Below are 20,359 nucleotides of genomic sequence, written 5' to 3'. Positions count from 1 at the left end.
TTATTGGCACTTTTTAAAAACAGGAAAAGTAGCTTTGCGCGGCATTTATAGCTTAATGATTGAGCAATTCATCTCGATTTACTGTGGCGAATAACACCATCAATTGCTACTCAAAGGCTTAAAAAGCCTCAGCACCAAAATGATCGACTGATTAAAGCTTACTCACTCGCGTAATTAACTAACCTAATATTCTAAAAACAGTTTTTTGAATTATTTAGTTTGTTAATTTATCGTTTTTTAGCCTTAAGACGCGCGCTACTGAATCTTCTTAAAAAACAACTGCAACGGCCTTTAACATCAAAATATGCTTATATTTCAATCGACTCATCATCTTGAACATAACAATTTACTCACAGTCCCCTTGTTTGTTCCACAAAGTGAGGATTGCTAACATTCCCGCACCGCCCCTTTTTAAAACATCAATATGCAAAATCCCCTACAAGTATCAGCCAGCAATACACTTTCCCCTATTTTGGTTCAAGGAGCGATGGACATTGAAGTTGAGACCTTAATTGCCGCTCTTGGCAAGGTCACTATCAACACGTTTGGATCATGGACGTTCTGGGAGGGTGAACTGAGTGGCCACCCTGTCGTGGTCTCCCGCACTGAAATAGGCTTAGCAAATGCAGCGGCGGCGACCACTCTGGCCATTGCCCACTATCGACCCAAGCTAATCATCAATCAGGGCACCGCTGGCGGCCATGATCCTAAGCTGTATCGCGGTGATATCGTCATCGGTGAAACTAGTTTTAATATGGGTTCGTATCTCACCAAGTTAACGCCAAAGGGTCAGGGTATTCACCCTACCCAATGGCAAAACTTCGATATGACCATGTACCTGCGTGAACACGGCGAAGTGGTCAAGCATAACCACTTTAAAGCAGATCCAGCCTTAGTGGAGGTGGCATTATCCCAAGCACATCAATACACCAAGGGAAAAGTTGTGAAGGGAATAATAGGTACTGGTGATGAATGGAATCGCGAGCTCGACCGTATCAATTGGCTACACCACACCTTCGGCACCGCAGTCGAAGAAATGGAAACGTCAGCGGCGGCGTTAGTTGCAGAGGCTTATAAACTCCCCTTTGTCAGCATTCGCATATTGTCAAATACCGATCAACACAATCAGGACTTTGACCCGCAGACCGCAGTGGATTGCCAGCAATTTGTGCTGAACATCATCCAGCAACTGATAGGCACCACTAAATGAGTGACTCGGGCGGGATAAAAGCGATCTAGCTTCCCCCCCCATCCACAGTGAGCTTGGCCTGCACTTTGCACTGCCAAGCCTGCGATTGTTTCGCTATTCCAATGTAGATTAAATCCATGCAAATCTTAGTTAGTCTCTTAGGCATCATCACCTTACTTGCTGTTGCATACCTGGCCTCGGAAAACCGTCGAGCCATTAACTACCGCACTGTCGGCCTCGCCTTTTTACTGCAATTGGCCCTTGGGGCATTTGTGATGTACTCCGCGCTGGGGCAATCGATGATCTTCTCGATGGCTGCAGCCGTCTCCAACGTCATCAGCTACAGTAATGACGGCATGTCTTTTATGTTTGGCGGCCTTGTTAGCGATAAAATGTATGAGCTATTTGGCGCAGGCGGTTTTGTCATCGCTTTTAAGGTATTGCCAATTATTGTGTTTTTCTCAGCATTGTCGGCGGTGCTTTATTATCTGGGGATAATGCAACTGGTGGTCAAAGCCGTTGGCGGGGCGCTGCAAAAACTGCTCAACACCAGTAAGGCAGAATCCATGTCAGCCAGTGCCAACATCTTTTTAGGGGTAACTGAAGCGCCACTACTCATTAAACCCTATATGCCGCGTATGACTCGCTCAGAGTTATTTGCAGTAATGTGCGGCGGTTTAGCCTCCATCGCGGGCACTATGCTCGCGGGCTACGCCCAATTAGGTATAAAGATGGAGTACCTGCTCGCGGCCTCGTTTATGGCGGCCCCCGGCGGCCTTCTGTTTGCAAAGCTTTTGATCCCACAAACAGAAACAATCAACGATGCGCATCTACAGCTCACAGAGGAAAATCAACCTCGCAATCTGCTTGATGCCGCCACCACTGGCACCATGAGCGGACTTTCACTCGCCCTCGCGGTAGGCGCAATGTTGTTTTCATTTATCAGTTTAGTTGCCTTATTCAATGGGATGCTCGGTGGTATTGGCGCTTGGTTTGGCCTCGAGGGCCTTACGCTGCAACAGATCCTTGGCTACCTATTTGCACCACTGGCTTGGTTAATGGGCGTCTCTTGGAATGAAGCCATGCTGGCGGGCTCTTTTATTGGCCAAAAGATTGTGATCAATGAATTTTTTGCCTACATCAACTTAGCGCCTTACCTGTCAGGGGACGCCCTAGTCGCAACCACTGGGCAGCCAATGTCTGAGCGCACCCAAGTGATTTTATCTTTTGCGCTGTGTGGTTTTGCCAATATTGGTACTGTGGCTATCGCAATTGCAGGGATTGGCGGCCTAGTGCCAGAGCGCCGCGCCGAAATCGCCTCCCTCGGGCTAAAGGCCTTGGCTGCGGGGATTTTATCTAATCTTATGGCGGCGACTATCGCAGGATTATTTATGAGCTTAAGCTAACGCGGCCATCAATGCGGCGGCCCTAGCTGCCGCATTGATGCCAAATGGCCTCGAGACCAAGACTAGGCAGATAGGGCGAAATCGAGCACTAATCAACAAACGCTTGTCAACCAATTACCTTTGAGATGTTGATGCTGAGATGTTGATGCTGAGCTGTTAATGCTCAGCAGTGTCCAGTACTTATTTGTAAAATGGCGAGCATTAAAAAGCTTGAAAGAAAATCCCAAAGGCACTGAAAATCGCCACAAACCAAGAGAGGGAGCGTAAGGTGCCTTTATTTAATAGATATAAAATCTGATACGCAAAGCGCGCCACAATATGCACAATGGCTAACCATTCGGCCATGGGTGTCACCTTGCCAGTTGCGATGACAGTCAGCACCGCCAAGCCAAATATCAGCAGTGATTCAAAGGCATTTTGATGCCCCGCTAAAGCCCTCGCACCAAATCCAGTTAACTGCGCCTGCTGGCTGCGAGGATGATGGTTATCATAGCCCCCCGTTTTGGCCATCGCCCACGCGACAGGACCTTTGGCTAAATACGGCAATAACATGGCGATAAACAAACAAGTCAGTAATGTATTCATAGGGCTTCCTTAGCCAATCTCACATAATGGAATAAATATATATTAAACAGTACATTGCTGTGCTCACCACGTTAAATTTAACAGCAAGAGGCGAGCGATTAACGCGCCTTATCTAAGGCATCGCAAACAGCCTTTACGCCAAGTAAAGCTCTAGGCGTCGCGCGGTGCAATAAATCGGCATTTAATTGATAAATATGCTGGTTTTTAACGGCGGGGATTTCGGTCCATTTGCGCCAATCAATCCCTTTTACATTACCTTCTTCTTCGCTTTGTAAAATCACCTCAGGCAAGGTCAGTAACACATTCTCAAGACTCACCTGCGGATAATCACTCGCCGCATCGTAAAAGACATTTTGCCCATGGCACACGCCAATAATCTGCTGGATCCAACTGTTTTTAGCAACCGTCATTAAGGGCGTTGACCACAGCTGATAAAACACTTTTGGCTCAGATTTAGCGGCGTTTTCATTGCGAAGCCGAAGCAGTTCGCGGCGATAATCCGTTGCCACTTGATTAGCCTGCTCCACATGCCCCGTTAATTGGCCTAATTCTTCCATTTCTTTGGCGACATCTTCAAGCGTTTGTGGGGAACTGCTGTACAGTTTAAACCCTAAGTTTTTGAGTTGATTAATATCTTCAGCTTTATTACCCGTATCCCACACGACAACCAGATCGGGATTAAGCTCTAATACCCGCTCAATTTGGATCCCGTAATAACCACCAATACTGGGGATTTTTTTCGCCGCTTCGGGATAATCCGCATAATCTGTCGCGGCTACAATCGCCTCCCCCGCGCCAATGGCATAGAGCATTTCAACCGCGTGGGGAGACAACGCAATAATCCGTTTTGCTGGCTCTGCCATGGCAGTAATGGGTAATAGGGCAAGGCTCAAACTGAGGACAATAAAGCGGCGCATTAACATTAAATTCCTTATTATTTAATCAATTAACTCTTGTGGCCAGCCGAATTTTTCAAGGTAAGCCTGCAGGTTTTTAGGCCGATACTTGGGATCTTGCTCCCAACGCACTTTGACCGAGCGATGCAACAATACCGGTGCAACATCGGGATCAAGCGGTCGCAAATACGGCTGCTTAATCCGATAAAAACTGCGGCGAGAATCGTGCAGCGTCGCCAAGGGATTTGGCTGCAAACTCGCTGCTAAGTGCGGCTCTATGCTCAAATTAAACCGCTCAGCCTCTGCCATCATCCACGCAAGGGCATTATCCGACAATAAAGAGCCATCTTTATCCGGCTGATAACTGCCGCCAATATTGCTATGGGCGCCAGCAAACCACACTTGCTGCATATCCATATTGTCGCGCAATTGCCAAATGGTCGGCTCAAAGTCGCTGCGATGCTCGTCTATCGCCAAGGCATGGCGGGCAACACGCACATTGCGGCCAATTTTAGTGTCGTAAAACTCGTCTTTATCTTCAAATAAGCCGAGGAAGGAAATCGGGATCCCCATGGCGCCCACCGTATCCCACACGCCGACAAACTTAATCTCCCGCGATTCGTGGCAATGTTCATGCCTAAACTCAACGGATTTATCGCCGCTTGGGGCAAAGGGCGCACTGCTTTTTTTATAATGGTCAAAGGCTTGCTGGATAAGCCGAGCTTCAGGACGCTTAAGAATACCGCAGTTATTAATAAGGCCGCACAGACAGCGCACTGTATAGGCACCGCGGCTAAAACCAAAGAGATAAATCTCATCACCGGGCGAGTAGTTTTGCACAATATAGCGATAACCATCCATGATGTTTTTATGCAGCCCACGCCCCGTGGCGCCGCCAATCACTTCATCGTAATAGGAGCCGACACCCCAGTCATAAAATACCTGCTGAGGTTTACCATCGGCCGCCATCGGGCTAATGGCCCGCGCCAAACGTAGCACATTGGTGGGAAAATCCACCTTAAGATCTTTCTCGGGTCGATTCCACGTGCCGTCGGCACAAATCACAATACGTTTATTCATCGCATCATCCTTGAGGCACTGATGCCCAATCTAGCAGGTAAAAAGCTGTCGATACAGACGCTAACGGGTTTTACCAAGGGATCACCGCCTCGATAGCCTTGTTTACGGGCGATCTAAGACGGAAAAACTGACCTTGCTTTACATGCTCACGTCGCAGCAAAAAACCTATACTGACATAAAACCCTAAGCTAACAAATTGGAACAATAAAATGCAGCGACAGTTTGCATGTGCAACCTTCATACGAAAGCAAGATTAATGCAGCCTTTAACAAGGTATTGAACAAAAGCGATTAATCTTTTTATCTATTTATGGAGTTTATTGTCATTGTTTCCCCAGTGACTCGCCGTGAATATATCCCTATAGGCTCGACGGCGACATCCATGTCGCCAACGGTCACTGGTGCCCCAATGCCAATTTTAACTACCCATTTGCGATATGTACGTTAAAAGCAAATGGACAAAAGCGTGTCAGCACGTCGACTGTATCAGGTGAATTTCGGATAAAAATTTCTATGGGTTAACGCTTTGCTAATGGGCAGCCGAAACGCAGTGTAGGCTGTCCCGTGGAGGCCACGCTTTTTGTGGCCGGAACGAAATTTAGCAACTTGTTATACGTCATTTTCAAAGGCAATCAATTCCTAAGGAACATACTGTGTATATGCCAATTAAAGGGAAAAACGCCGTATAAATAGCTGAGAAAACACCTGCAAACCAATGAATAAAGAGTGATGAAGGTTTCTTAAAAAAGCTGGTTGCAACAAGCATTAATATAATCGGACTCCCATACACAATAATGTTGCTCAAAGCATACTTAATTGGGGGCTGCACTATTCCATAGGGAGAACTTTCGAAGAAATACCCATATGCACCAAGCAGAATTACTACAAACAATACTATAAAACAGACAGGAATTGCTCCCATTCTAATTCGTAACCTAAAAATCAATTCAGCAGCCGCGAAAAGAAGTAAGAAAATAGTGATTAATATCGTGGCCAAGATACTCTCCTTGACGTATAACTACCGCCACACAGGCGAGCAACTTGTTGCGAGTCCAGCGCCACAGGCGCGGTGTGCTGGCGTTTGTTATGCATTTTGCGACAATGCCTCTGAAATGGCCTTTTTCATTAATTCTTCATCATCAAGTAATTCACGGTAGTTTTCGTAAGGCAAGTTTCCATCGTTTACTTGCCTCACAACAAAGATCTGCATTCGCCACGGATCTGGGTCGGGTTTGTCAAAATCAAAATCGATCCCTCCAACATCAGGAGTTTTAAAAACATCTACACCGATACCGTGAGTTCGAATATACCAAACTGTTCCTGGCACTAATTTGCAGCCACGATTTTCGCTAGAAAGAATGTCTTCAGCTTTCGATAGACCGAATCCAAGTCGAATTAGCTCTTTCGCCCAGCTCATCTGGGCATACCATAATGGAATGGCCGCTGAGATTGGATTCGTACTCATGACATCCTTAATGCATAACGCTTTGCTAATAGGCTGCCGCAGCGCAGCGTAGGCAGTCCAGTGTAGGCCACGCTGTTTGTGGCCGGAACGAAATTAAGCAACTTGTTATAAGCCATTTGTGTTGACCCTGTTACCGCAATGAATACAAACGATTGAGCCTGAAAACCAATGCCAAACAACTTTAGACCAATCTCCACTTGATGCTGGATGTGGCGATTTAAACCCTTGAATAGTTAAACACTTATTGCAGTGAGGGCAACGATTAAAAAATGCCAAAACAATATGTACAACTACGGCGCCAAAAAACGCACCGAAGATGTATATCAAATGACTCGCACTAGACTCCGGCGGAGAGAAAAACTTAACGTAACCTAGTGCTAGAAAAAAAGCGATAAGAAGCAACCATGAAATAAAAACGCTGAGTACATCAAGTTTCCCGACTAACGATTTCATCACCGATCTATCCTATGGCTTATAACATTTTATTAGTGCGCATGCGCGTTTACTTCATTAGACCAGTAAAAACGCACATCATTAACTGCTTGTATTGCAAAGAACTTATCAGCTTTTTATCTAATACACCATCCGGAAAAACGCGCAAACTAATGAGTTTAAAAACACTCAAAAGCATCTAAATTTAAATACGACTTTATACCCATATATTATTAGTCGCTTTACGGTAGGGCCAAACATTGGGTAAATAGATGAGATTTTGCAGGGCAATTAATTCTTTATTTTTCAATTCACTAAATGAATGCTAGCCAGCTTTGGGACAAAAGCTTTTAGCCAGATGAACAGTTCAATGGTCATTAAAATTGCCATTGTTGCAACAGTGACCGTTGGCGGCATGGATGCCGTCGTCGAGCCTATAGGGATATATTCACGGCGTGTCACTGGGGAAACAGTGGCAATGCATATATCGCAATATCCGATTCAGCCGACTTGTTTTGGGGCAAAAGCATTTATCCTGATGATCAGTTCAATAGTCGTTAAGATGACATTGTTGCAACAGTGATCGTGGCGGCATGGCCGCCATTTTATCTCTGCCCCATATGGGTATAGGAAATGTAGCTTTATGGCTATAGCGACACACGCTCAGTTTAATAATCAAACCCCGGTTGTGCTTTTATGCCAGCCTCAAAGGCATGTTTTATCGGTTGAACCTCGCTCACCGTATCGGCAAGCTCAATAATCGCGCGGTGGCAGGCGCGGCCAGTGATAATCACATGTTGCATCGGCGGGCGATTTTTAAGTGCCGCCAGAACCCGCTCGACATCAAGATAGTGATAACTGACCATATAGGTCAGCTCATCGAGCATCAGGCAATCAATGCTCTCGTCTTGCAGTAAAGCTTCAGCGGCTTCCCAAGCGACTAGGGCGGCAGCGGTATCCTTTTCTTTATCTTGGGTTTCCCAAGTAAAGCCTGTGCCCATTACATGAAAAGTCACGCCTGCACCTTCAAGTAGATTACGCTCACCGCATTCCCAAGTGCCCTTGATAAATTGCACTACGGCGGCTTTTTTGCCATGGCCAACGGCGCGGGCAACGGTGCCAAAACCTGAGGTCGACTTACCTTTGCCATTGCCCGTTAGAACTAACAAAATGCCCTTTTCATCCTGAGCGGCGGCAATTTTTGCATCAACACCCGCTTTGAGTTTTTGTTGGCGCGCCTTGTGGCGTTCAGCCTTTAATTGTTCTTGGTTATTATCGTTTGCTGTTGTCATGGTTTAATGTTCATCCTACGGCTTAACTGATGCGGTTAAGATTGCCTGTAATTGTGGTAAGTCTAGATGTTCGGCTAGCACATCAGCCAAACGATTCAACTGTTGTTCGCGAATTTCATTGATATCAATTGCTTGTGCGTCTTCTAATCCCGCCCAACGCAGAATTAACTGGCACGCTGCAGGGCTATCGAATAGCCCGTGTAAATAAGTGCCTAGCACTTGCCCGTCTTCACTTAAGCAGCCGTCGGCAAAAGACTTTTCCGCCTGTTCATCGCAAGCTAGCTCATTGTTCAAGCGTAATGGCGCGCCCTTGGCGGCATCACTGTAGGTGAGATATTGGGACTCTCCGCAGTGGATCTCATAACCTTTGACAGCCACAGTCTGCCCTAGCAATGTCAACTCGCCTGCGACGCTACGTAACTGCTTTTCGGCTTTAAATTCGGTGGTTATGGGTAAATAACCCAACCCTTGGCTAGTCCCGAACACATCTTCAATCGCTAACGGATCGGCAATGCGCTCACCCAGCATTTGATAACCACCGCAAATTCCCAGCACTTTACCGCCGTAGCGCAAATGCTTGGCAATTTGCTTATCCCAGCCTTGCTCCCGTAAAAAAGCCAGATCGGCTCGGACATTTTTACTGCCAGGCAAAATAAGTAGATCGGCGACAATATCTTGTGTCTGAGCAGAGGCTTGCGTCTGGAGTGACACATAATCAAAATCGATCTCGGGATGCAGCCTCAGCGGATCAACATCCGTGTGATTGCTGGTGCGTGGATACACCAGTACCCGCACCTTAAAACGACTCTTTGCCTGCTTAGTTGGCGAGTCAATCAGCGCATCTTCGGCATCTAAGTGCAAATCATGCAAATAGGGCAGCACGCCCAATACAGGCTTTTGCGTATGCGCCTCAAGCCAGTCGATACCAGACTGCAACAGGCTGATATCGCCGCGAAAGCGATTGATCACAAAACCCTTTACCCGTGCCTGTTCTGACTCAGATAACAGCGCCAAGGTCCCGACCAAATGGGCAAACACGCCGCCTTTGTCGATATCGGCAATAATAATCACGGGGCAATCAACCGCTTCGGCAAAGCCCATATTGGCAATATCCCCAGCACGCAGGTTGATTTCAGCTGGGCTCCCCGCTCCTTCAACCACAATCGTTTGGTATTGCTGACCTAAACGCGCAAAGGATTCCAGCACGGCATTAAGGGCCATGGCTTTATAATCTTTCGATTTTTCACCAAAAAAAGCCGAGGCTTCGAGTGTCGTTAACGCTTTACCCTGCACAATAATTTGCGCGCCCGTATCTGAACTGGGTTTGAGTAAAATCGGGTTGAAATCAGTATGAGGTGCTAAATAACAGGCCGCGGCTTGCAGCGCCTGTGCGCGGCCAATCTCGCCACCATCAACCGTCACGGCACTATTGAGCGCCATATTCTGCGGTTTAAAAGGCGCGACGTTGACGCCCTGACGGGCCAGCAATCGACATATTCCCGCCACCAATGTACTTTTACCCGCATCTGAGGTGGTGCCCTGCACCATTAACACCTGTACACCTTGGGGCTGCGTTTGCGATAAGCTAGAGGTTGACGCTATATCGGTTACCGTGGATGCGGGCGTTTTATTTACATGCATGGGTAGGAATATGACTCAATAGAGGAAATTAGATAAAAGGCGCATCTTTTAATACGAACGAAACGCGAAAGCAGCTCAGAATAACATTCACTCGCTCAAACATTAGCTCAATCTAAGCATTAGCTCGATTTCAGCACCAACGGTAAACCTGCCACCACTAAGGTCACATTGTCCGCAACTGCCGCAACGGCTTGATTTAACCAGCCCGCCTCATCCACAAATTGGCGACTGAGTTCCCCCATGGGCACAATGCCAGAGCCAACCTCATTACTGATTAAAATCACCGCACCTTCAAGCGAGTTTAACGCCCCCACAAATTCCGCTTTTGCCTGTCGCCAGTGGGCTAGCGCATCATCTTTAGAGGATGTAGCAACCGTTATGGCAAAATCGGAATCGGTCGAGGCGGGTTCATCCGCAGAATTAGCTGCAAGTAATTGATTGGTTAACCAAAGTGTTAAGCAATCCACCAAAATCACTCGCCCAGGTTTAGCTAAATGCTTAAGCCTGGCGGTTAATGCCAAAGATTCTTCGACTAGCTGCCAGTCGATGTCATCCATGGCTCGACCATCTTGATGCAAACGGATCCGGCTGGCCATTTCAGCATCGAGTGCCTGCGCAGTTGCGACATAGCAAGCATCGAATCCTAAGGCCGTATACTGGCGCACTAAGGTTTCGCCGTACCGACTCTTGCCGCTACGTGCGCCGCCTAGCACTAAATGGATCACAATATGCCACCCACAACCAGCAGTACGAAATAACACACGATTTCACAGATTTGCTGCGCAGCGCCTAAGGTATCGCCAGTGTAACCACCAATTTGACGTCTAAAGATCATTACAATCAAACGGCGTAAACCTATCATCACCAACAGCAGCGACAGTGCGGCAATTCCTTTAAGCACCAGCAGCACCAACACACCGCTTGCGATCAAAATAAATAGCTCATTAATGCCTTGATGCTGGGCTAATGGCTTGGACTTACTGGTCTCATCATCACGCACGTATGTCTCGGTAAAGATAAGACTCGCGGCCACCACACGGCTCACTGTATGGGCGACTATCATCGCCGAACCGGCAACCACGGGGTCATAAAGTGCTAATTCTACTAATAATTGCCATTTAAGCAGCAGCACCATAATCAAGGCTAAAGCACCGTAACTGCCAAGGCGAGAATCCTTCATAATTCGCAGCTTGTCTTCGGCCGTCCAACCGCCACCAAAGCCATCGAAGGTATCGGCTAAGCCATCTTCGTGGAAGCCACCGGTCAACAGGATACCCGTTAACATCGACAGCAATACCGACACCCCTGCAGGCAACCAGTTTTGGGTGAGCCAAAAGATAATGGCGCTTAACAGTCCCACCAACAGACCCACTAGGCCAAAGTAACGACTGGCTTTATTGAGTTTATCGGCATCAACTTCGACCCATTTGGGCATAGGAATGCGGGTAAAATAGCCCATGGCCACAAAAAACAAATCTATCTCTTTGTGCCAGCTTTCGCGTTCTGACATAAAGCATCCTTAGTGAATACACACTTGCAGCAAGGTTTAAAGTTAAAACGGTTAGCTAAAAGTTATTATTTTAAATTAAGTTAAATAAATAACTTAGCAGGGCTACATCATACAACAGCCTCAATCCCAGCATCACTAAAACTCGCCATTTGATTGTAAAAATTTGCTGCAGCTTGAATTAACGGCAATGCTAAGGCTGCGCCCGTGCCCTCACCTAGTCTTAGCCCCAAAGATAACAATGGCTTAGCCTGTAAGTGTGCCAGCATACGTTGATGACCTTGCTCCTCTGAGCGATGGGCAAAAATCAGATAATCCCGCACATTAGCATTGATAGTCACCGCCACTAACGCAGCGGCAGTCGCGATAAAACCATCCACAACCACCAACATTTTCCGCTCGGCAGCAGCCAGCATAGCGCCAGTCATTTGCACAATTTCAAATCCGCCAAGACACGCCAGCACTTGTTTTGGCCCCGTCATGGCACTTTGATGCGACAGCAGCGCCAACTCGACCAGCGTTAACTTACGCGCTAAGGTCTCGCTATTAATGCCCGTACCTCGGCCCACACAATCGGCCACTTCTAATTGCATCATCGCCGCCATAATCGCCGCGGCAGAGGAAGTATTGCCTATACCCATTTCGCCAAACGCAACCAGATTACAACCCGCTTGATGGTGACGCTCAATTAACTCCCGTGCCATGGCAAAACCCTTATCCACGCTATCCAAAGACATAGCGGGTTCTAAGTGAATGGCCCCCGTACCCGCACCAAGGCGTTGATCGATAATCCCTTCAACTCCCTCAACCGGAGTCAAAATACCGCAATCAATCACTTCGAGCGTAAAACCTAATTGGCGACAAAACACATTGATGGCCGCGCCGCCGTGGGCAAAGTTTTGCACCATTTGGTGGGTCACTTCACTTGGGGCTATGGACACCCCTTCAGCGGCAATGCCATGATCCCCTGCAAATACCAACATGGTCGGTTTGACTATCTGTAATTGCTGCGGCCCTTGGATGCGAGCGATTTGCAGAGCTAAGGATTCGAGCATCCCTAAGGCACCGGGCGGCTTAGTCTTAAGATCGATTTTCTGTTGAATAACGTGATCCTGCGCTTTACTTACAGGCTCGATTTGAAATGACAGACTTGATTGAGACATTCACACTCCACTCGCTAATCCAAATTGAATAACTAAGGCGCATCCCACGCCTATTTTCCATACATCTTAAGCATTAAATTAACTGGCAACCTTTCGCCGACGCAGAATAAGCAAAAAGAAAAAACTGCCTATCGAAGCGGTGATAATCCCCACGGGCAGCTCTTGATTGTCCAGCAAACATCTCGCTAGCACATCAATCCACACCATAAACAGGCCGCCCACTAACGCAGTGAGCAGGATTGGCTGGCGACCAGGAAATAACAAGCGCACCGTATGGGGGATCATTAATCCAACAAAACCGATGCCGCCGCAGGTCGCCACTAAAATGGCCGTAATTAACGAGCACAGCAGCAACATATTGAGGCGTAATTTGGGCACATTCACCCCTAAGGTGTGGGCGGTTTCATCTCCTGCTTGCAGGGCCATAATCTGCCGCTTCCAACCGAGGATGATAAAAAAACTCACCAGCACAACGATGGACGGCAAAATTAATAGCGACCAACTGGCCTTAGCAAAACTGCCCAAACTCCAAAAAAGCACGGATGCTGTAGCCTGCGGGCTGGCAAAATACAGCAGTAAACTGGTTAATGCGCCAAACATAAAGGAAGTTGCCACCCCAGAGAGCAGCATGCGTTCAACTTGGCTCTTTAACCCTAAACCTGCCAACGCGAGCACAATCAGCACGGATAAACTGGCACCAATAAAAGCGCCTAAAGGTAAGCTAAACCAGAGAAGCCCCGCCAATATTTTCGTCCCACCCAATAGGCCCGAGCCCCCCAACATCGCCGAGTTGGCAATCACCCCAGCATTGCCAAATAGGCCTGACCCCGTAAACAAGGTCAGCATCACCACTGCACCAAAGGAGGCTCCTGAGCTAATCCCAAACAAATAAGGATCGGCAAGGGGATTACGAGTCACGGTTTGCAACACACTCCCCGCCAAAGACAGCCCTGCTCCCGCCACAAAGGCAAGCAATATCCGTGGCAGCCTTAATTCCATCACAATCCGCTCCGTCATCGCGGCAGAAGTTGGCGCATCGTCATTAGCAAAAAACTGATTAAATTGATTGATAAACACATGCAGCACATCTAAAAAACTGATATTCGCTGCGCCAAAACTGGCGGCCGCAATCGGCGTCAGCAGAGTAAACCCCGCCAAGGCTAACATCAGCCATTGCTGGCGAGTTAAGGGCGTAAAAATAGGGGCTAACAGCTTCATCAGCTTAAGTCTGCTTATCATGATGGGGTTTTCACCCCATTGATGGTGTCGGGAGAGTGGGATACAACCACCTCATCCATTGTCGATTTTTGATGACCATATGATTTTTGATAGCCATAAAAGTAATTAATCAACGGGTTAGCATGTTGAGGATGGGGCATCACTTGGGCGCAAACCCCAAAGACTTGAGCAATGCGCTCCTCCGTCAACACCTCAGTTGGCGTGCCCATGGCGCTCACTTGCCCATTATCCAGTAGCAGCAAGCTATCACACAGGGCGCTTGCTAAATTCAGATCATGAATCGAGGCAATCACACTAATGCCAAGGCTTCGAACCAGCTCCAAAATTTGTATTTGATAGCGCACATCGAGGTGGTTTGTGGGTTCATCTAAAATCAGTAATTGTGGTTGCTGAACGATAGCACGGGCAATCAGCGCCCGTTGTTTCTCACCGCCCGAAAGCCGCTCATATTGCTGATACAGCTTGTGGCTAAGTCCAACCTTTTCAAGTGCCTTGCTAATTTTTTCGCTATCACCGCTGGAATTAGTATCGAACATCCCTTTGTGGGGCGTGAGCCCCATAGCAACCAGTTGCTCTGTGGTCATATCAAAATAGTGCGGCGTATCCTGCTGCACTACGGCCACTTTACAGGCAAACGCCTTGGGCGAAAGCTCGCTAATGTCCTGCGAAAACAAGCTGATTTGCCCTTGCGTCGGGCGAATAAAGCGATATAGACAACGCAGTAAACTGGATTTACCCGCCCCGTTAGGGCCGATTAATCCCAGCATTTCACCACGTTGCAGGGCAAAGTTAACCCCAGAGAGAATGGTTTTACCTTCGATGGTCCAACTCAATTGGCTGACATTGAGTGCCACATGGGGTAGCGCCGCCGAAGGTTGCACAGCTGTTGATCTAGCTGTTGATCTAGCTGTTGATGTGGAAGGCTTCATTACAAGCCACTCCCACAGGCATATTTGGTGTTACCAAAACCTTGCAGCGCCATAGGCCACAGGGCGAAATGTATCAATTTCATTTTCTGCTCCCTCGAGTCACCCGCTCGAGAACTAAGGCTGCATGCAGCGACAACAGAAATAGGCAGGTCTCCTGACTTGTAGAAAAGAAGGAGCTAGGCTTTAGAATCTAGAATCTAGGCGCTTCTTTTAACTACTCACAGTTGCGGGTACAGTTCGGGCTGGCTGACGGGCAGCACCCCGATTCCCTATTATGTTTGGGTTGATCCGGCGTTTATAACGACTATTGCCTTAAGCGAATAGCGCAGGATAAAGCGAAATTCCCAACACCTATTTCTGCGACATTTAAACTTAGCGAACACAATGCGCTATCTCGCTCAAACGTCAGGGAAAAGCATTATCCTATATCTTGCTCATTAGGCAATGCAGTTTAAATCAGAAAATTTTCATCATCCCATTTAGCATGAGATTTCAAACTCAATCACCATGGCCCGATGGCCAGTCTAAGCGCCAGTATCGAGTCCCATGTTTATCTTCGAGTACATTAATCGTCACCACCGCGGCAACCGGTAAAGTAAGTTGACTGTAAAACCCTACCGTTCTCACCGCCCCCAACGCTCTTGCCATTAAATGACGGATCACCCCGCCGTGGGTCAGAACCCAAATATTGGCTGTGGGTGCATTGGCATTACGCTCGCCGTGGGCCTGTTCATCATCCAACGCCAGCAGGGCAAACTCTTTATTGAGGATCTGCTCTATTGCGCCATCGATACGAGCCTCGAAACTTGCCATCGTTTCACCATTGGGCGGCGACACGGCCCAAGGATCTTGCCAATAGGCCGCCATGCGCTCGCCATCCTGTTGATATAACTCATCGAGCACGCGACCATCCCAATCGCCAAAATCCATTTCTTGTAGATCCTCCAGCAGGTTGACCTCAAGCGGCGAAGGCGTTGGTGCCGCTAAATGTGAACTCTCAGACAACCTGGAATGCGGCTCCAGCGCCAACACCTTGGCAAATTCAGCGCCGCGCCTTGAGGTGGAGCTATAAATACCGTGGCACACAGTCGCATGAGCCTCCACCGCCGCCGACATCTGCCGCCAGCCCTTGTCACTTAAGGGCACATCAACACGGCCACGTAAAATCGCCCCACCTTCGCATTCCCCGTGGCGCAACAGTAATAAGCGAACTTGTTTCATATCTGCCTTTTAAAAATCTTAGGACCTAGAATCTAGGTGCTAGGAACCAAAGCCTAGAATCTAGATTCTCGCTCCTAATGACTTTCACCTTGCCCTGACAATCCGATGTCGCGTATTATGGACGTCTATACGTATAAATGTCCAAAACAAAACGAACGACATTCAATAATAAAATGCAATTTGCCGCAAAATTGCATACTTTTGGACTCAACTTAGCTGTAGTAAAGGTAATCATTTTATGGCGATATCACCCAATCGAGCGAGCCACACACTGGCAGACATTCGTAACCAACTGTCGAAGCGCATTCTGATCTTAGACGGTGCCATGGGCACGATGATCCAAGGCTACAAGCTGGAAGAAGCCGATTATCGCGGCGAGCGTTTCAAGGATTGGCATACCGATGTAAAGGGTAATAACGACCTGTTGGTCCTGACTCAGCCACATATTATCAAACAAATTCACACCGACTACCTATTAGCCGGTGCGGATATTATTGAAACCAATACCTTTAACGCCACCACTATCGCCATGGCCGATTATGACATGCAGTCATTGTCCGCCGAAATTAACCGCGAAGGCGCGCGCCTCGCGCGTAAGGCCTGTGATGAAATCGAGCAAGCCACGGGGAAACCTCGTTATGTCGCCGGTGTGTTAGGGCCCACTAACCGCACCTGCTCTATCAGCCCAGATGTTAACGACCCAGGCTTTCGTAATATCCACTTCGATGAGTTAGTCACCGCTTACTGCGAATCGACCCGCGCGCTGATTGAGGGCGGCGCCGATATCATTATGGTCGAGACCATTTTCGATACCTTAAATGCCAAGGCCGCCTTATTTGCCATCGAAACCGTGTTCGATGAACTCTTTGGGCCAAACTCTCCAGCGCGTTTGCCAGTGATGATCTCCGGCACCATTACCGATGCCTCGGGCCGAACGCTTACCGGACAAACCACCGAAGCCTTTTATAACTCCCTTCGCCATATCAAGCCCTTATCCATCGGCCTTAACTGCGCCCTTGGGCCCAAAGAACTGCGCCCCTACGTCGAAGAACTGTCTCGTATCGCCGAATGTTATGTGTCGGCGCACCCTAACGCGGGTTTACCGAACGAGTTTGGCGGTTACGATGAAACCCCAGAGGACATGGCCAAGGTTATCCAAGAATGGGCCCGTGAAGGCATGCTCAACATTATCGGCGGCTGCTGTGGTAGCACGCCCGAGCATATTAAGGTGATCCGTGAAGCCGTGGAGCCCTTTGCGCCGCGCGTGTTACCCGAGATCCCCGTCGCTTGCCGTTTATCGGGTTTGGAACCGCTCACTATCGACGCCCAAACCCTGTTTGTGAACGTGGGTGAACGTACCAACGTCACCGGCTCGGCCAAGTTTTTAAAACTGATCAAAGAAGGCAAGTTCGAGCAGGCGCTCGATGTCGCCCGTGAACAGGTAGAAAGCGGCGCGCAGATCATCGACATCAACATGGACGAAGGCATGCTCGATGGCGTGGAGGTGATGCATAAGTTTTTAAATCTTATCGCCTCTGAGCCGGATATCAGCCGGGTGCCGATTATGATCGACTCCTCGAAGTGGGAGGTGATTGAAGCGGGCCTCAAATGTATTCAAGGCAAGGGCATTGTTAACTCAATCTCCTTGAAGGAAGGCGAAGAGAAGTTTATCGAGCAGGCGACCCTCGTTAAACGCTATGGCGCCGCGGCCATTATTATGGCATTCGACGAGCAAGGCCAAGCCGATACGAAGGCACGCAAAGTCGAGATCTGTACCCGCGCCTACCGCGTGCTGGTCGATAAGGTCGGCTTTCCGCCCGAAGATATTATCTTCGACCCGAATATCTTCGCCATTGCCACAGGTATCGATGAGCACGATAACTATGCTGTCGATTTTATTGATGCCATTAAAGAGATTAAGGCCACCCTGCCCCATGCCATGATTTCGGGCGGGGTGTCGAACGTGTCGTTCTCGTTCCGCGGTAACAACCCAGTGCGTGAGGCGATCCACGCGGTATTCCTGTACCACGCGATTAAAGTCGGCATGGATATGGGGATTGTCAACGCGGGCCAGTTAGCGATTTTTGACGATATCGACCCTGAGCTTAAGGATAAGGTCGAGAACGTGGTGCTCAACCTACCTTGCCCAGTTGAAGGCTCGAGCAATACCGAGCAATTGCTTGAGATTGCTGAAAAATTCCGTGGCGATGGCTCAAGTAGCGCCAAAAAAGAAGATTTAGAATGGCGCTCATGGCCAGTTAATCAACGTCTCGCCCATGCGCTGGTCAAAGGCATCACCGAATTTATCGACGAAGATACCGAGGCCGCTCGCCAACTCGCCTCCCGTCCGCTGGATGTGATTGAAGGCCCGCTGATGGACGGTATGAATATCGTCGGCGACCTGTTTGGCTCGGGTAAAATGTTCCTGCCACAGGTGGTCAAATCCGCGCGGGTGATGAAAAAGGCCGTGGCCTACCTCAATCCGTTTATTGAAAAGGAAAAGGTTGCAGGCCAGTCGAACGGTAAGATTTTGATGGTGACCGTAAAAGGCGATGTGCACGATATCGGCAAGAATATTGTCGGCGTGGTGCTCGCCTGTAATGGCTTTGAAGTGTTCGATTTGGGCGTGATGGTGTCGGTAGAGCGCATTCTCGAGGCGGTGAAAGAACACAATATCGACATTATCGGCATGTCGGGGCTGATTACCCCAAGCCTTGATGAGATGGTGCATAACGTCAAAACCTTCCACCGTGAAGGCCTCACCATTCCGGCGATTATCGGCGGCGCAACCTGCTCGAAAATCCATACCGCGGTGAAGATTGCGCCCCATTATCCCCATGGCGCCATCTACATTGCCGACGCCTCGCGCGCCGTGCCTATGGTCAGCAAACTGGTCAATAACGAAACCCGCCAAGCAACCATTGATGAAACCTATGCCGAGTACGACGATATGCGCACCAAGCGTTTATCCCAAACCAAGCGTAAGGAAATCGTCTCGCTAGAGGCCGCCCGCGAAAACCGCTGCCAGCACGATTGGGCCAATTACACCCCGTTCAAGCCCAATGTGCTGGGTCGCCAAGTATTTGATGATTATCCATTAACCGACTTAGTTGACCGTATCGACTGGACGCCGTTTTTCCGCGCGTGGGAGTTGCATGGCCATTACCCCGAGATCTTAACCGACAAAGTAGTCGGCGTTGAGGCGCAAAAGCTGTTCGCCGATGGTCAGGCGATGCTTAAAAAAATCATCGAAGAAAAATGGCTCACCGCCAAGGGCGTGATTGGGTTATTCCCCGCCAATACCGTCAACTTCGATGATATTGAACTGTACACAGATGAGACTCGCACAGAGGTCGAAATGACCACCCATCACCTGCGGATGCAGCTTGAGCGGGTGGGTAACGATAACTTCTGTCTCGCCGACTTTGTGGCGCCCAAAGACAGCGGCGTTGCCGACTATATGGGCGGCTTTGCGGTCACCGCAGGCCATGGGATTGATGAGCATGTCGCGCGCTTTGAGGCCAATCACGATGACTACAACGCCATTATGCTCAAATGCTTAGCCGACCGTTTAGCCGAAGCCTTTGCCGAGCGGATGCACGAGCGGGTGCGTAAGGAGTTTTGGGGTTATGCCGCCGATGAGCAGCTGGATAACGAAGCGTTAATTCGCGAGAAATACAAAGGCATTCGCCCCGCACCGGGTTACCCCGCTTGCCCGGATCACACCGAAAAAGGCCTGCTGTGGGAACTGTTAAAGCCGAATGAAACCATCGACTTAAACATTACCGAAAGCTACGCCATGTTCCCCACCGCCGCAGTATCCGGCTGGTACTTTGCCCACCCGAAATCCCGCTACTTTGGCGTGAGTAATATTGGTCGCGATCAGGTGGAAGATTACGCGAAGCGTAAGGGGATGACAGTTGCAGAGACGGAGAAGTGGCTAGCGCCAGTGTTGGATTATGATCCTGAATAGAGAGTGATCCAGAGTAAGCTGGATCGGACTTACGCTAACGCGGTTTGAAAAGCTGATTCAAACTTCGTTTGAAATTTTAAATCAAAGTCGTGGAATTCCATTCCACACCAGGGCAAGAAGGGGATCAACAGCAATCCCCCTCTTGCATCTCCCCTTGCCGCCCCTAGCGAAGTTACATGCATTGAATACTGGCTTCGTGCTTATTCGAAAATCGCTAACGCTTCCGATGGGGCGTCCCTTCCCCCCGAAAGCTACGCAGACGTCCTGTCTGCGTCACGCGATTTTCTTCAACGCCCTTCAGCAACTTCGCAGGGGATAGGTGAACTTCTGCTGCTTTTGTGT

General features: G+C 48.7%; 16 protein-coding genes and 1 riboswitch. Of the genes, 3 read left to right on the top strand and 13 right to left on the bottom strand.

Annotation, left to right across the window (positions count from 1 at the left end; genetic code table 11):
• The first annotated feature begins 424 nt into the window (after positions 1 to 424).
• Both H9J30_RS09965 and H9J30_RS09960 read left to right on the top strand, forming a co-directional pair.
• Positions 425 to 1,210 (top strand): 5'-methylthioadenosine/S-adenosylhomocysteine nucleosidase, encoded by a 786-nt coding sequence (locus H9J30_RS09965; RefSeq protein WP_275679580.1) that lies wholly within the window; start codon positions 425 to 427, stop codon positions 1,208 to 1,210.
• Positions 1,211 to 1,326: 116 nt separating this feature from the next.
• On the top strand, positions 1,327 to 2,595 hold the full coding sequence (locus H9J30_RS09960) for a NupC/NupG family nucleoside CNT transporter (protein ID WP_240130893.1): 1,269 nt from the start codon (positions 1,327 to 1,329) through the stop codon (positions 2,593 to 2,595).
• Between the two features lie 201 nt (positions 2,596 to 2,796).
• Here H9J30_RS09960 and H9J30_RS09955 read toward each other — a convergent pair whose 3' ends face one another.
• The 13 genes from H9J30_RS09955 to H9J30_RS09895 all read right to left on the bottom strand — a co-directional run bounded on the left by H9J30_RS09955 (position 2,797) and on the right by H9J30_RS09895 (position 16,044).
• Positions 2,797 to 3,180: an MAPEG family protein gene (locus H9J30_RS09955; protein ID WP_240130892.1), complete on the bottom strand. Its 384-nt coding sequence runs from the start codon at positions 3,178 to 3,180 to the stop codon at positions 2,797 to 2,799.
• A gap of 98 nt (positions 3,181 to 3,278) precedes the next feature.
• A complete protein-coding gene (locus H9J30_RS09950) occupies positions 3,279 to 4,103 on the bottom strand; it encodes a cobalamin-binding protein (protein ID WP_240130891.1) in 825 nt (274 codons plus the stop codon).
• A 15-nt stretch (positions 4,104 to 4,118) separates the two neighbouring features.
• Positions 4,119 to 5,156: a DUF2235 domain-containing protein gene (locus H9J30_RS09945; protein ID WP_240130890.1), complete on the bottom strand. Its 1,038-nt coding sequence runs from the start codon at positions 5,154 to 5,156 to the stop codon at positions 4,119 to 4,121.
• A 621-nt stretch (positions 5,157 to 5,777) separates the two neighbouring features.
• Positions 5,778 to 6,152 carry a hypothetical protein gene (locus H9J30_RS09940; protein WP_240130889.1) on the bottom strand — a complete coding sequence of 125 codons (375 nt, stop codon included), beginning with the start codon at positions 6,150 to 6,152 and terminating at the stop codon, positions 5,778 to 5,780.
• An 87-nt stretch (positions 6,153 to 6,239) separates the two neighbouring features.
• Positions 6,240 to 6,620 (bottom strand): DUF6896 domain-containing protein, encoded by a 381-nt coding sequence (locus H9J30_RS09935; RefSeq protein ID WP_240130888.1) that lies wholly within the window; start codon positions 6,618 to 6,620, stop codon positions 6,240 to 6,242.
• A 1,100-nt stretch (positions 6,621 to 7,720) separates the two neighbouring features.
• Positions 7,721 to 8,344 carry a cob(I)yrinic acid a,c-diamide adenosyltransferase gene (gene cobO / locus H9J30_RS09930; protein ID WP_240130887.1) on the bottom strand — a complete coding sequence of 208 codons (624 nt, stop codon included), beginning with the start codon at positions 8,342 to 8,344 and terminating at the stop codon, positions 7,721 to 7,723.
• Positions 8,345 to 8,359: 15 nt separating this feature from the next.
• On the bottom strand, positions 8,360 to 9,985 hold the full coding sequence (locus tag H9J30_RS09925) for a cobyric acid synthase (protein WP_427915907.1): 1,626 nt from the start codon (positions 9,983 to 9,985) through the stop codon (positions 8,360 to 8,362).
• 119 nt (positions 9,986 to 10,104) lie between these two features.
• The gene (cobU, locus tag H9J30_RS09920; protein ID WP_240130886.1) at positions 10,105 to 10,710 is read right to left on the bottom strand and encodes a bifunctional adenosylcobinamide kinase/adenosylcobinamide-phosphate guanylyltransferase; all 606 of its coding nucleotides are present in this window, start codon (positions 10,708 to 10,710) and stop codon (positions 10,105 to 10,107) included.
• Positions 10,707 to 11,495: an adenosylcobinamide-GDP ribazoletransferase gene (locus H9J30_RS09915; protein ID WP_240130885.1), complete on the bottom strand. Its 789-nt coding sequence runs from the start codon at positions 11,493 to 11,495 to the stop codon at positions 10,707 to 10,709. The genes cobU and H9J30_RS09915 overlap by 4 nt, the downstream gene beginning before the upstream one ends.
• Before the next feature lie 107 nt (positions 11,496 to 11,602).
• Complete coding sequence (cobT, locus tag H9J30_RS09910; protein WP_240130884.1) at positions 11,603 to 12,655, bottom strand: nicotinate-nucleotide--dimethylbenzimidazole phosphoribosyltransferase; 1,053 nt, start codon at positions 12,653 to 12,655, stop codon at positions 11,603 to 11,605.
• Positions 12,656 to 12,733: 78 nt separating this feature from the next.
• A complete protein-coding gene (locus tag H9J30_RS09905; protein WP_240130883.1) occupies positions 12,734 to 13,894 on the bottom strand; it encodes a FecCD family ABC transporter permease in 1,161 nt (386 codons plus the stop codon).
• Positions 13,891 to 14,823, bottom strand: coding sequence for an ABC transporter ATP-binding protein (locus H9J30_RS09900; RefSeq protein ID WP_240130882.1), 933 nt, complete (start codon positions 14,821 to 14,823; stop codon positions 13,891 to 13,893). The genes H9J30_RS09905 and H9J30_RS09900 overlap by 4 nt, the downstream gene beginning before the upstream one ends.
• A 127-nt stretch (positions 14,824 to 14,950) precedes the next feature.
• Positions 14,951 to 15,146: riboswitch (cobalamin riboswitch) on the bottom strand.
• A 175-nt stretch (positions 15,147 to 15,321) separates the two neighbouring features.
• Positions 15,322 to 16,044, bottom strand: coding sequence for a histidine phosphatase family protein (locus tag H9J30_RS09895; protein ID WP_240130881.1), 723 nt, complete (start codon positions 16,042 to 16,044; stop codon positions 15,322 to 15,324).
• A 238-nt stretch (positions 16,045 to 16,282) separates the two neighbouring features.
• On the opposite strand from H9J30_RS09895, the gene metH reads away from it, so the two are divergent.
• On the top strand, positions 16,283 to 20,017 hold the full coding sequence (gene metH / locus H9J30_RS09890) for a methionine synthase (protein ID WP_240130880.1): 3,735 nt from the start codon (positions 16,283 to 16,285) through the stop codon (positions 20,015 to 20,017).
• Positions 20,018 to 20,359 lie beyond the last annotated feature (342 nt).

The organism is Shewanella cutis, assembly GCF_022410515.1.
GTDB lineage: Bacteria > Pseudomonadota > Gammaproteobacteria > Enterobacterales > Shewanellaceae > Shewanella > Shewanella cutis.
The sequence above is the reverse complement of the archived record's forward strand: the minus strand, read 5'-3'. Positions and strand labels throughout refer to the sequence as shown.

What these genes read in the sequence shown, in the direction of transcription:
- H9J30_RS09965 (WP_275679580.1), top strand. Translation starts at nt 425, where the DNA reads ATGCAAAATCCCCTACAAGTATCAGCCAGCAATACACTTTCCCCTATT.
- H9J30_RS09960 (WP_240130893.1), top strand. Translation starts at nt 1,327, where the DNA reads ATGCAAATCTTAGTTAGTCTCTTAGGCATCATCACCTTACTTGCTGTT.
- H9J30_RS09955 (WP_240130892.1), bottom strand. Translation starts at nt 3,180, where the DNA reads ATGAATACATTACTGACTTGTTTGTTTATCGCCATGTTATTGCCGTAT.
- H9J30_RS09950 (WP_240130891.1), bottom strand. Translation starts at nt 4,103, where the DNA reads ATGTTAATGCGCCGCTTTATTGTCCTCAGTTTGAGCCTTGCCCTATTA.
- H9J30_RS09945 (WP_240130890.1), bottom strand. Translation starts at nt 5,156, where the DNA reads ATGAATAAACGTATTGTGATTTGTGCCGACGGCACGTGGAATCGACCC.
- H9J30_RS09935 (WP_240130888.1), bottom strand. Translation starts at nt 6,620, where the DNA reads ATGAGTACGAATCCAATCTCAGCGGCCATTCCATTATGGTATGCCCAG.
- cobO (WP_240130887.1), bottom strand. Translation starts at nt 8,344, where the DNA reads ATGACAACAGCAAACGATAATAACCAAGAACAATTAAAGGCTGAACGC.
- H9J30_RS09925 (WP_427915907.1), bottom strand. Translation starts at nt 9,985, where the DNA reads ATGCATGTAAATAAAACGCCCGCATCCACGGTAACCGATATAGCGTCA.
- H9J30_RS09915 (WP_240130885.1), bottom strand. Translation starts at nt 11,495, where the DNA reads ATGTCAGAACGCGAAAGCTGGCACAAAGAGATAGATTTGTTTTTTGTG.
- cobT (WP_240130884.1), bottom strand. Translation starts at nt 12,655, where the DNA reads ATGTCTCAATCAAGTCTGTCATTTCAAATCGAGCCTGTAAGTAAAGCG.
- H9J30_RS09905 (WP_240130883.1), bottom strand. Translation starts at nt 13,894, where the DNA reads ATGATAAGCAGACTTAAGCTGATGAAGCTGTTAGCCCCTATTTTTACG.
- H9J30_RS09900 (WP_240130882.1), bottom strand. Translation starts at nt 14,823, where the DNA reads ATGAAGCCTTCCACATCAACAGCTAGATCAACAGCTAGATCAACAGCT.
- H9J30_RS09895 (WP_240130881.1), bottom strand. Translation starts at nt 16,044, where the DNA reads ATGAAACAAGTTCGCTTATTACTGTTGCGCCACGGGGAATGCGAAGGT.
- metH (WP_240130880.1), top strand. Translation starts at nt 16,283, where the DNA reads ATGGCGATATCACCCAATCGAGCGAGCCACACACTGGCAGACATTCGT.